Raw genomic sequence first — 12,126 nt, 5'->3', positions numbered from 1 at the left:
GTAGCACTCATAAGCTTTCTCTCTTATCTACTACCCACTGAGCGGGCTCAATCACTGTGTAAATATATTGTTCTCCATGGAAATTATTAGTCTCATCAAAATAGCTATTAAACCAAATACGCATAACCTTATCTGTGCTTCTATAAATCAAAGGATTAGACAATTGTTCTTTTGTGTTTATATTCTCCTGCACTAAAATTGAATTGCTATTGGCATAAGAGGTTGTGTCGTTATCGGATTGTTTGTGTTTCTGACAACTCTTGCAAACTGGTTCTTGCGTTAAGGCTTTAGAAGAGTCTTTATCTTTAGCAAAACTATTATCTTTAATAGATTCATGTACTCCAATCATTGATCCACAGCCCATTCCCTGTCCATTTGAACAATCAAATGATGGCTTATGCACATTACATCCACTTATGGTAAGCATACTGACACTTAAACATAATATTCTTAAACCAATACTAAACATATTGCTTCTTAATATTCTTTCCTTTTTCATTTGTCTGTCCCTCAATTTGATATCCATAACCTGACCTTTAACTCTATTTTATTTCCATGCTATTTATTAAATTGTGCTCACTCTCATTTGCTGCACGCTTTAACTCGATATCTTTTCTTTTAGAAGCATTCTTCTTTAAAGCTGATGTACCAATATAAGCGCCTTTAAGAACAGCAACAGTTACTGATCTTCCTCGATCAATTTCTATAACAGGCTGTATTCTTTCTGCATGAGCAATGTAATAATCAGATAACTTATCTAGACTGCTACTTGTTCCTTGAAGAAGGTTGTTTTGTACTCTATCTGAGTCACTCATTGCAGTAGTAGCTCCAGTTCCTATAGTAAATGGATTGTAGCTTGCGCTATCTTTAACCCCTACTCCAGCTATTCCACTCATAATTCCAAAAATAGAGGCATTAGCTAAATATTTTTGATCTATGCTAACTATAGTACCTTTTATACCAGCATAACCATCTCCTCCAACAACCATCCCTACCAAATCAGTTTCTATAGATTCACCACTTTCAATTTCAATACATGAAAGTTTGGAAGTGCGTATCTTTACTGTTTCACTAGATAGATCGCCATAAGCGTCTGCAACAATCACACAGTCTTTTAAGTTATTTCTAAAATTATTAGGCAGAATGCCGTAATCAATTAATTGGATTAATATTTCATCCGGATTGCTCATACTTTGTACTGAAGTTGAAGCTCTTAAACCATTTAAAGTGGCAGCTTCAATCATTGTTCCTGCTGGTATATAATTATCTGCCGTTTTTAGCGGCACATATTCTTTATCATTCTTGCTATCTTTTAAGTTAACCACATGACGGGTAATTCTTGGTATTCTCTCAACTGCTGCTCCTATGCTTAAATCGTTATTATCATTGTTCCTAACATCTAGTTCCGCTTGAATAAAATTTAACTTCTCTTTTAAATACCTGATTTCTTGAGCTTCTTTTTTGTCATTTTCTGTTACTTTGTGATTTATTTCTTTTTGAATGGTCTCTATTTTAGCCTTTAAATTCTTATCTAGATCGCTTTGCTGATCCTCAAGATTCTTTCTCCACATCTTATCTGTATCTGCAGCCATGCTTCCAGCGTCTAGATCCATAGTTTGACTGGTTGATATTGGGTTTTCTTTAGATTTTTTGCTTTTAAATGCATTCATACCCACGGCAATAATACAAATACCTACTAAGCCTATAATCCCTAGTTTCTTTACTGTTGCCTTATAGATCTTTCTACTATCAAAACCTTCCTCTTGACTATCTTCGTCAACGCTAGTTGTATTATCTAAATCTGCTGATTCGCTTAAGTCGTCTGCGTTTGAATTTTGCTCATTATTCTCCATCTTTACCTACCAAATAAATTATACTGCTCTCTTTGGGATCAAGTTGATTATTAGTTAGTGCGACTGCATTGGTGAATCTCATGCAATTACCGAAATCCTGCTCTTTAAAGTAAATAGATGATTTGTTTTTATTGATTACTTCAGCTTTAATAACTAGCATTTGCTTTGCAAAACTATATTGGCTAGCCTTTACTAACATTATGGCTTTTAAGTTTTTATTATGGTTAAGGCAGCTTAAACTAGGTAGATCTGTTGATTTAAGCTTATTACCATTAACTAACTTAATTGCCTCTATAACCTTCTGATTCTGGTTGTTTGACTCTTGTTTATGGCCTGTTGATGGAGTTGAGCTATACAAAGAACTAACATCATAGATAGGAGCTTCTAGTTCTTTTTTATACTTAAAATATATTGTTTGTGGCTCCAGATCTTTGACTATAAATTTAACATCTATTGTCTTCTCTCTTTCAGTTATTAGCCTCAGGCTAATTTCTTTTATAGACTTCAAAGCGGGAGTTAAGAATATCTGACCTAAATTTGCATCACTTTCAATTATATATTCTTCTTCATTGCCAATTACTTGAGCTATGCGGTCATTCTCAACAGAGATCCTATTAATGCCTTTATCTGAAATATTCGCTTTTACCTGACCTTGTAAAGGAATTATATATTCTTGAGCAAGAGCATATGCACTAGTAAGTAAAAATGATAATAAACATATTAGATTGAATATTTTTGATGATTTATATGTCATTTATTGTAGCTCCTTAATATCATTTTGTAGAACTCGAATTATTATTTACATCTTTAACGATCGTGAAATTTTTGATAGTTAACACCCCTGCACTGTAATCATATTCAATTCTATACTTCACTTGATCAGATGATTTACCTGAGTTGCCATAGTAACTAATTAGTACTCCACTCGCCTCAGCAATTAGATTCTCATCGTCTATATCTAATTTTGTTAACTTAAAGTGCGTGCTTAAACGATATTCTTGATAACGCTTTTGCTCATCTTCTAAAAATTGACTTATATGATTATAAAAACTTGGATGAATATGCCTTAAAATCAGACTTGAGTTATAACTAATATTTCCTTGATTAAGACCTAATAATAAATCAAGGTAAAATACTGACATTTCCTCTAAATAACTGACAGATAGTCGTTTATTACTTAAAAGCATTTCTTTATTAAAATGTGCCGGAATAACATAAGTTTGTTTCTCTTGAGTAAATACACAAATAGCTAGAATTAAATTTCCTAATAAGGTAACTCCAGACAACCCAGCTAGTATATTACGCTGCAATAAAAGACTCTTTTGTTTATTTGCAGAAACTGAAATCTCCATTTAAAAGAAATACCTCCTACTTTTATTTGGTCCAGATTTTAAATCTTGCAAGTAGAGCCAGATCCATCGTTTGTAATAACTAACCTTACTTGATCGACTTATCGCCCTTATGACTCTAAAAGCTATTAAGCTTATAAAAAGTCCTACAGCTAAGTATTGAAAGATAAATGCAACCAAAACTATTACCCCAACCACAGCTATTTCAAATAGCGTAGCACCTGAGTATCTTTTAGGCGCATCTAAGTGCTGGAATATAGTAAAGAATTGCATTTTTATCCCCTTCAAACTATAGTTTTATGTTATCCAATGGCCTGAAATAGCACCTCAACTATACCTGCGCCACCCGCTCCAACAAGCAATGGTTGCCAGCTAACAGTTTTGGCCGCTGCTAATCCACCTGCAGCTGCCGATAAAAATTGTAAACCTAGCTTTCCTTCTGTTTTTATTAGCTCAGTAATACTACCCATTACATTTTTTACCAACCCCATCGAAGAGCCATCAGTCGCTTGACTTATTAAAGAGAACGAGACTAATGAAACACATATCCCAAAAGATAGAATATGTTTATGAATTGTTTTATTTATATTTTTTTGCATTTGAAGTTATTTCCTTTTAATTAAATTAAGATATTAAGTAGCTTCTTATAAAATATGAACCTTCCTTTTATAGTTAGTATAAATACAAAATTTGTTGTAGATCCTTTGCTTCCATGCTATCTTTACAAGCAAAATAAAAACAACGAGGTGACACTACATTTATTTGATGTATTTACTACACCTGTATGTCATCGCGCTACATATATGTAGCACTTAACGGTATGTTGGTCAAGTAGTTTATGATTATTGATAAGAAAAAAATTTATAATTTTGTAGAGACACAAAATTCAAGTGTTCGTAATATTGAGGAAAAAGCTGGGTTATCCAGAAACGCTATTCACAATATCCTAGCTGATAAATCTAAGAACCCTGGATTAGAAACTATTGTAAAAATAGCAAAAACTCTTGGATGTTCTGTTGATGATTTACTTCTTTTAGATAGTAAAAAAACTGCAACACAAATCAACGAATTACCATATAATGGTGAGTTATATAGTGATGTTATTACTTTTATAAATAAAAAATATAGTAAAAGTAAGATATCAATGAATAACCTTATACTAAAAGATGTATTACAAACAGTAGATAAAATATATGAGTATTCTTATACTAATAATAACCAATCTTTAGATACAAAATTTGCTGAGTGGTTCTTTCAGAACAGTAAATTTTAGTTATAGGTTTTAATTAATACTCTAAATCTTTTTTTGAAGAGACAGCAGAATTTCCTGCTCTATTGAAGAGAGATCCTCTTTTACCTCGATTACTTTTGCTAAACTCATTAAGTCATGACTCAAATTATACTTTGCGAAGATTTCTGCATGCTTTAATTTGTTACTTCTTATATTATTCATATAATGAGAAAGACTATATACCTTCAAAACATTATTTCTTCCACGAACCTGTAAACATATATTTCTTTTCATAAAACTACTTCCTTAATATATTAATGTTATTTTAATGATAAGGGTTTGTAGCACATAATAGTTAATAAAGGGTTAATTCAAAGATCTAGCGCAACAAAAAAGTTTTAAAGTGGTATTTGATTAGAGAGGAAGTGTGATAACCTAAGTTGTCGACAAACAAGAACAGGTTATCACAATGCAATACTATAATAGACTCAGCTTAGAAGAAAGGAAAAAGATTGGTCATTACTTAGAATTGGGAGCCAGTCTAACAAAAATTGCTAAATATTTGAATAGATCAAAATCAACGATATCCAGAGAAATTAAGAGAGGGAAGATAAATGATATCTATTGTCCTAACTATTAGAAGCAAAATTTATTTCTGGGTTATCTAGAAACAAATCTTTATTTCTCAACAGCAACTTACGCAATTTTGTAATTGATAAAATCATTAACGCTAGGTGGTCTCCTGTAGCTATTTCTGGACGAATTAAAGCATTTCCTGAGCTAAAACTCAAAGCATCTCATGAAACAATCTATAAATTTGTTTTTGGTGAGGAAGGAGTATCTTTGAATTTACCATCCTATCTTAGACGCAAGAAGAGAGCTAGAGGATTTTTCCATCGCAAACAAAAGAGAAACACTATTGTTGGTCTTACCTCAATAACGACCAAACCTGAATATATAAACAATCGTTCGGAGTTTAGGCATTTTGAAGGTGATTTACTCATTATATCTGGAGCAAAAGGAACAAATATAATTTCTCTCAATGAGAGAAAAACTAGATGGAGCAAGCTAATGTACAACCAAAGTAAAGGAAGTAATCCAGTAATTAGCAAAATAAATTCCGCTTTAGACACTCTAACCGATCAGTTTAAATCCATCACTTTTGATAGAGGAAAAGAATTTGCCAAGCACCATGAATTATCTGCTCAGACTTTCTTTTGCAATCCACATTCTACTTGGCAAAAGGGGGCTATAGAAAATTTGAATGGTAGAGTAAGGGCTTTGCTACCAAAAAACTCATCTGTTAGAGGAGTTTCTACAGAACATATTGACTGGGTGGAAAATATAATTAATAATACTCCCCTTAAGGTGTTAGGCTATCTTACACCTCTTGAAGCACTACATAAAAACATCTTGTTGCGCTAGATTATTGAATCCGCCATAAGTTAACATAACTAGCAATTTTGTATTGTGGCAATCCAATATAATACTTTATTATTATAAACCCTTAATTATATACTAATTACTTGCTCCATGATCTGTTTTCTCCCAATAGTAAGGTTTAGTAAATATTTGTAACCAAGCAATAATATTAGCTATTAAAAATAAGAAATGATAAGCTGGAGCAATTAGTATTGCAAATTTACAATCATACCATTTTTCTTTAACTTTTATTATTAGAGCATAGACCATTGGAATGATTATTCCTAAGTAAATATTAAGTTGATAAAATAAGTCCATATAATGGTCAGCGTATATATAGTGTAAGAAAACATATGGCAGAAATGGTATATATAGCACATTTGGTAATAATATATATAGACCTATACTTATTTTTGCCTTCAAACTTAAATTATTACCGTTGATTAAATGTAGCAAACTAGTTAGAATATGCCCCTTAATCCAACGTGATCTTTGCTTTATCCAAGAAAACATTGAAATAGGCGCCTCCTCTAGCGTTAGACTATCAATTATTTTTGTTTTTAAACCTTGTTGATAAATTCTAATTCCTAAATCAGCATCTTCGGTAACATTAAATGCATCCCAACCACCAAGTTCCAGAAGCTTTTCCTTAATAAAGTGATTGCTAGTACCACCTAAGGGAATTGGGAGCCCTAATTTTTCTAAACCACGTAATATGAAGCTATATAACAAGTTATAGTCAAAGGAAAATAAATTTGTTAGTACATTCTGATTTCGGTTATAAAAACTTAATCTTGCTTGAATACAAACAATATCTTTGCTACTACAACCAAATTTAGCAACTACTTGTTTTAATTGTTGTGGATGCGGTTTATCTTCTGCATCGTAGATAGTAACGTATTTACCCTTAGTAAATTGTAAAGCGTAATTACAAGCTTTAGGTTTAGTAAAGGGATAAGAAAATGGAATTTTTATTACTTCAATGAACTTTGGTAAATCAATTTTATTAAGTGCTTCTATGGTATGTTGATCACACTCTTCAATTAATAGCTTAACATCAAGGAGATGTGAAGGGTAGTCTAATTTTTTTATTGATTCTATTAAATTTGCTAAAACTTTACCCTCTTTATTTACTGGTAATAAAATACTATAAATTGGTAGTTGATAAGGTAAATTAAGATTTTTATTGTTTCTATCCTTATTCATACTTCCAGTTACTACTAAACCTAATTTAAATAACTGCACTGTTATGTACAACGTACTTAGAATAGCAAAAATAATTATTCCTAAAGCATTAGAATATGCTACAGGTATTGTTATCATTAACATTAATACCAGAGCTATGATTAAATAAATAATGGCCTTATTAATATTACAAATTCTCTCTATAAATAATCTCAAAGAGTATTCAGGATTTTTTTCTTCTAACCAATAAATTGCTTTATACAAATAGTTATCTTTAATATTATTGTTAGTCATACTCTCTCTTCTTCTTATATTACTTTACATTTTCTAACTTTATACGACTTGTTTACACTTCAAGCAAGTATAAAGATAAAATTAGAGCTGATACTACCCCTGACTGATTAAAAGTCAGTTATAAGCATATTTTATATTTAAAGAATTAAAGTTAGTGCTCTTGTATAGATTGAATTTATCTATTTACTATCTCTCTCGTTGCGCGTATAATACACGTCAGTGTGTCCGTCTTAATTCTATAGCGTTTAGCATGTAGGAAGGAAAGTATGTTATCACTTGCAGGTAAGCTAGTTTTACGTTGTTGGAGCAAATATCTTTTTAGTTCCTATCCTATATTTGATTTATTGATTTACTTACCGATTCTAACCTTATTACCTTTTCAAATCATTATTTTTTACTATTACAAATTAAATTTTCCATAACGCAATAAATAAAGTTAAAGGAGTAACCACAACCATGTAAATAAGGAACATTTATATGACTTTAACTTACAGAAAAAAACTCACCTATTTTCACGACACATTTATAGAGTATTGTTTAGAAGAGATAATTAGAAATAGGAAGAAAAGTGATGGAATTGATGTACCTCATCTCCCCAGCTCTTTAGAAAATAGTCTACGTTATGTAAGCACGATTCCAATACTTAGTGAAACTTCTAGTTTTATAGTTTTAATTGATAACTTTAGAAGAACATATTATGAAAAAAGTGATGCAACAGAAATAATAAATAATCTTTTCCCTCTTACCCACATTACACAAATAAAAAAAATTCTATCAGAGGCAATTTTGGATGCAGCCATTGAAATGGAATCCTTTCTAGATGAAGGAAATTCTGCCGAAGATATAAGTAAGCTTGCAGCAATAACTATGTTGAAGTTATTTGGTCATATAAAAAGTGGAAAATTCAAAATAAAAAAGATAAACAAACAATCAATTACTGAAGCTATAACAAAGAAAGATGGATGGCTTAAAAGCATCTTCCTAAGTCAAACTTCTAGTGCTAAAGAAAGCAGAAACTATAAATTTATATCTGAAGAAGATATCCAGAATTACCTAAAAAATAAGGAAGCTAGACCCTCTTTAAGCTTTTATATTAGAACCAAATACAATCTCCATGATGACATACAAATTGTTTTAATAGGTAAAATCTCTCAAGAAATTATAACAGACATAGACATAAGTTACGAGGGACTTAATGGTTATGTGTTTGATTCTAAGATTTTTAGATTAGATAGGGCTGAAGCAGCTCTAACAACCCAGAGAAAGGAGTTAATGGGATTTGAAGAAGAACTAGAAAAATATAGAAATGCAGTATATCAGCATAACAATTTATTGGATAATCATGAAGACTTAATCCAAATATTAATGAAACGAATTATAGAATTAGAAGAAAACCAGATGCGCCAAAAGGCATTACAATCATCAAATGAGATTTATTTTTTCAATGTAGAACGTACTCCTGTAGACAGTTTTGTTGGTAGAGAAGATAAACTTTTATCCATTCATAATCATTTTACAGAAGGAAAAAAAATTATTGAAATCATTGGCGGTTTAGGAGGAATGGGTAAAACACAAACCGCATTAAAATATGTGGAACTATATAAATCCGAATATAACTATAGAGTTAGATGGATAGATGCTGAAAGTAAGTTTACTATAGACGCTGCGTATAGAAAATTTGCAGAAGACCTTGAGATAGATATAGAAAAAAAGAGCGATGAAGAAATAGCAATACTAGTAAAAACAATGTTAGAGAAGAAAATGAAACAAACATTGCTTATTTTTGACAATGTTCAAGATAGAGCTTTAATTAAAACCTACATACCCTCCTCTAACAGGTAGAGTAAAACATCATGTATTAATTACTACTAGAAGTACCATAGGATATGGTATCCAACCAAAAAGAAATTATGAAGATGTTATAAGATTAACTCCGTTTACAAAACAAGAAGCCCTTGATTATATAAGAATATCTCTTGAGGAACAACATATAATATATCAGGAAAGTGAAGCTTTGGCGCTTGCAGGATTATTTGATAATATACCTCTTGGTTTATCCCAAAGTGTTGCTTACATAGTAAATAGACAAAAATCAATTAAGAGCTATATTGAAGAATACACTTTTAAAAAAGAGGAAGGTTTACCAATATGCCTTCAGGACGCAACAAATGAAATAGAAGCAGGACATAGGGTTAATATTTATGCTACAATGTTAATGACACTAGATTCATTATCCCCTGAGGCAATCAGTATATTAAGAACATGCAGTTATTTGCATGCAAATGCAATTCCTATAAGTTTATTTCATGATCTGTTCTCTGAAGAACAAAAAACAACCGCCATTGCTATCTTACATGGCTACTCATTAATCTCAATAAAGATAGAAGAAGACGTTTTATTAATTGATATCCATCGATTAATACAAGAAGTTACTAGAACAACAATTGAAGGAGACCTGCCACTAAAACAAACTGTAATTTTGTTAAACAACAATATGATATCTGGTATCGATAGAAATGAAATATTGTCAAATGGAAAATTATTAAATCATGCAAATACTTTGGTTCAAAATATTATATTTGCTAAACAAGGTTATAATTTATTTATTGAGCTGGCTTATCTAAATGATAAAATTGGGCATTATTACGAAATTATAGAATTTAACCTAAATTCTGCCTTAGAATTTTATAAAAAAGCTTTAGAAATAAAACAAAATGTGCATAATTCTCAGGATCATTTTGAGATTGCAGAATCTCTAACAAATATAGGAAGAATATATTGGAAACAAGGCAATTCTGAATGGGGAGTGCAAAAGCACTTAGAAGCATTAGAAGTAGTTAAAAATACGGTTTATCCAGAACAAGTTCATATAAAAATTGCTGAAGCATTAAGTAATTTAGGAAGGGTGTATCTAGCAGCAGGAAAAATGCTTGTAAGCTTAGATTACTTAGAACAATCTCATAATATTTATGAGCAGCTAAATTTAGAAGAGGAAGCTTATGCAGATATACTACATAACTTGGCCAACACCTATGAAAGAACAGGAAACCTTGAATTATTTAAAGAATACTGTGGAAAAACTCTAAAGCTTAAAAAAATTATTTACACACACAATCATCCTTCCATTGCGTTATCTTTGAATAATTATGGTTATTCTCTTTGCATTCTAAAACACATAAACGAAGGAATACAATTTTTAGAAAAAGCTTTAGCTATATATAAAACCCTTCATGAAGATAACAACCACCCTGATACCGCAAGAACACTAAACAATCTAGGATATTATTATATAAAAATTGGCAAATATAAAAAGGGAACCCAATACCAAAAATTGTCTCTAAAAATGAGAGAAGAGCTGTATGGCTCCAAACACCCCGCCATTGCAGCTTCATTAATAAAGCTTGGTAAAGCAAGCCATGATATGGGTGATTATAAGAGTAGCTTAGAGTTTCATAAGAAGGCTCTTGACATGAGAAGATCACTTTTCCCAAATAAAAACCATCCCGATATCGCTGAATCTTTATGTTATTTAGCATATAGTCTAAAAGTAATGGGTGGAATAAACAATATAAAAACTTGTTTAGTAATGTTAGACCAATCAATAAAAATGATGAAAAGTCTTTACCCAACTGGTCATCCTTTAATTATTAAATATTCTAACCTTATTGAGTTCGATTTGTACACTGCATTAGATGTCACAAGAACTATTGCAGATAAAGTATCAACTTATACTTATTCAGATTGTCATCATCTGCAGTTTATTATGATAAAAAAGCTATGGGATCATAACACTATATATTTAATTGAAGGGTTTTTAAATGAATTAGGAAACGTTCCTGACAATATATTAGGAACCAATATTATAGAATATTTTTATAGCAGAGATGACCTGGCAGTGTGGTTGTTGGATTCTAAAATAGATTACGAGCAAGATATACCAATCTCAATAGAGCCAGAATATAAAAAAATAAATCAACAGAATATAAAGTTATTAACTTCTTTTGCACTTAAAGAAGCTATTGAAGCGGCTCCACTAATTAAATACTTTCTAGAAGAAATGCTCCATCTTCCTTCAATAGAACTACCAAAAATTCTTAGTAATAATTATCTTTGGATTGTTATGCATTATGCAGTCTGTAATATTGATACATTTTCTGTCTTAGGTAGCTTCAAACTTACTTCTTCACTAACACCAAGCCTTTATTATGCCAATAAAATTTTAATATATGAGTATATATCTGACAGCAGACAAGAACATTTTCAGAATACTGAGAATAAATCTATAAGCTCACCAATGGATTTTATAGAAAAATGCGGTCCTGATATATTATCGCAAACTCTTATAGTAGTCACAAATAATGGAATTTTATTTACCCCAACAATTTATGATATCACAATCAGTGCTGCAGTGGGTGGAATGCAATGCTATCAGCAATATAAGCAGCAAACTGAGAATCAAATGAAAGAACAATCCTTTGCACAAATAACAATAACATTTATTGCTGATGCGGCTGCAGGCATCAGCACAGGATGCGCATTACTTCAAAGTAATCCAATAGATATCACCTCTCTTTTGGGGCAAATGATGCTTATAAAACAAAGTTTTGTAGTGATGAGTTCAGTAGTCATAACAGATTACATGACTAAATTAGTTTTAGCCACTTATGAGGAATTAGTTCCTGAAAATATTACACAATTTTTAGATGAAACTTACAAATATTTTTTAGGAGAGAGCGATTACCTAGAACCACTAAATTAAGAAGAACAAAAGCTAAAGGAGTAATTGCAACCA

The 12,126-nt window shown here is 31.1% G+C and carries 12 protein-coding genes; 4 read left to right on the top strand and 8 right to left on the bottom strand.

The window, feature by feature from the left end; all coding sequences use genetic code 11:
- Window positions 1–7 precede the first annotated feature (7 nt).
- The 5 genes from traV to N4A31_03385 all read right to left on the bottom strand — a co-directional run bounded on the left by traV (window position 8) and on the right by N4A31_03385 (window position 3,801).
- A complete protein-coding gene (gene traV / locus N4A31_03405; protein ID MCT4635280.1) occupies window positions 8–499 on the bottom strand; it encodes a type IV conjugative transfer system lipoprotein TraV in 492 nt (163 codons plus the stop codon).
- A gap of 43 nt (window positions 500–542) precedes the next feature.
- Window positions 543–1,853, bottom strand: coding sequence for a TraB/VirB10 family protein (locus N4A31_03400; protein ID MCT4635279.1), 1,311 nt, complete (start codon window positions 1,851–1,853; stop codon window positions 543–545).
- Complete coding sequence (locus N4A31_03395; GenBank protein ID MCT4635278.1) at window positions 1,843–2,607, bottom strand: type-F conjugative transfer system secretin TraK; 765 nt, start codon at window positions 2,605–2,607, stop codon at window positions 1,843–1,845. Before N4A31_03395 ends, N4A31_03400 begins: the two co-directional genes overlap by 11 nt.
- A 19-nt stretch (window positions 2,608–2,626) precedes the next feature.
- A complete protein-coding gene (locus tag N4A31_03390; GenBank protein ID MCT4635277.1) occupies window positions 2,627–3,205 on the bottom strand; it encodes a type IV conjugative transfer system protein TraE in 579 nt (192 codons plus the stop codon).
- Between the two features lie 299 nt (window positions 3,206–3,504).
- A complete protein-coding gene (locus tag N4A31_03385) occupies window positions 3,505–3,801 on the bottom strand; it encodes a hypothetical protein (protein MCT4635276.1) in 297 nt (98 codons plus the stop codon).
- A gap of 239 nt (window positions 3,802–4,040) precedes the next feature.
- Between N4A31_03385 and N4A31_03380 the strand changes: the two genes are divergently transcribed.
- On the top strand, window positions 4,041–4,475 hold the full coding sequence (locus N4A31_03380; GenBank protein MCT4635275.1) for an XRE family transcriptional regulator: 435 nt from the start codon (window positions 4,041–4,043) through the stop codon (window positions 4,473–4,475).
- 21 nt (window positions 4,476–4,496) lie between these two features.
- Here the strand turns inward: N4A31_03380 and N4A31_03375 are convergent, their stop codons facing one another.
- Window positions 4,497–4,727, bottom strand: coding sequence for a hypothetical protein (locus tag N4A31_03375; GenBank protein ID MCT4635274.1), 231 nt, complete (start codon window positions 4,725–4,727; stop codon window positions 4,497–4,499).
- Window positions 4,728–5,062: 335 nt separating this feature from the next.
- Window positions 5,063–5,224, bottom strand: a complete 162-nt coding sequence (locus tag N4A31_03370) for a hypothetical protein (protein MCT4635273.1) — start codon at window positions 5,222–5,224, stop codon at window positions 5,063–5,065.
- Between N4A31_03370 and N4A31_03365 the strand changes: the two genes are divergently transcribed.
- Window positions 5,157–5,858, top strand: coding sequence for an IS30 family transposase (locus tag N4A31_03365; GenBank protein ID MCT4635272.1), 702 nt, complete (start codon window positions 5,157–5,159; stop codon window positions 5,856–5,858). The genes N4A31_03370 and N4A31_03365 overlap by 68 nt on opposite strands.
- 93 nt (window positions 5,859–5,951) lie before the next feature.
- Here the strand turns inward: N4A31_03365 and N4A31_03360 are convergent, their stop codons facing one another.
- A complete protein-coding gene (locus N4A31_03360; GenBank protein ID MCT4635271.1) occupies window positions 5,952–7,334 on the bottom strand; it encodes a glycosyltransferase in 1,383 nt (460 codons plus the stop codon).
- Between the two features lie 477 nt (window positions 7,335–7,811).
- Between N4A31_03360 and N4A31_03355 the strand changes: the two genes are divergently transcribed.
- Window positions 7,812–9,176, top strand: a complete 1,365-nt coding sequence (locus tag N4A31_03355; protein MCT4635270.1) for a hypothetical protein — start codon at window positions 7,812–7,814, stop codon at window positions 9,174–9,176.
- Between the two features lie 172 nt (window positions 9,177–9,348).
- Entirely contained in the window at window positions 9,349–12,093 is a 2,745-nt protein-coding gene (locus tag N4A31_03350) for a tetratricopeptide repeat protein (GenBank protein MCT4635269.1), read from the top strand.
- Window positions 12,094–12,126: the final 33 nt, after the last annotated feature.

The organism is Rickettsiales bacterium (assembly GCA_025210695.1).
In the GTDB taxonomy this organism is placed as follows: Bacteria; Pseudomonadota; Alphaproteobacteria; order Rickettsiales; family CANDYO01; genus CANDYO01.
Note: the sequence above shows the minus strand (reverse complement) of the source record. Positions and strands in the feature narration are given on the sequence as shown.

What these genes read in the sequence shown, in the direction of transcription:
- N4A31_03355 (MCT4635270.1), top strand. Translation starts at nt 7,812, where the DNA reads ATGACTTTAACTTACAGAAAAAAACTCACCTATTTTCACGACACATTT.
- N4A31_03380 (MCT4635275.1), top strand. Translation starts at nt 4,041, where the DNA reads ATGATTATTGATAAGAAAAAAATTTATAATTTTGTAGAGACACAAAAT.
- N4A31_03395 (MCT4635278.1), bottom strand. Translation starts at nt 2,607, where the DNA reads ATGACATATAAATCATCAAAAATATTCAATCTAATATGTTTATTATCA.
- traV (MCT4635280.1), bottom strand. Translation starts at nt 499, where the DNA reads ATGAAAAAGGAAAGAATATTAAGAAGCAATATGTTTAGTATTGGTTTA.
- N4A31_03390 (MCT4635277.1), bottom strand. Translation starts at nt 3,205, where the DNA reads ATGGAGATTTCAGTTTCTGCAAATAAACAAAAGAGTCTTTTATTGCAG.
- N4A31_03375 (MCT4635274.1), bottom strand. Translation starts at nt 4,727, where the DNA reads ATGAAAAGAAATATATGTTTACAGGTTCGTGGAAGAAATAATGTTTTG.
- N4A31_03400 (MCT4635279.1), bottom strand. Translation starts at nt 1,853, where the DNA reads ATGGAGAATAATGAGCAAAATTCAAACGCAGACGACTTAAGCGAATCA.
- N4A31_03360 (MCT4635271.1), bottom strand. Translation starts at nt 7,334, where the DNA reads ATGACTAACAATAATATTAAAGATAACTATTTGTATAAAGCAATTTAT.
- N4A31_03385 (MCT4635276.1), bottom strand. Translation starts at nt 3,801, where the DNA reads ATGCAAAAAAATATAAATAAAACAATTCATAAACATATTCTATCTTTT.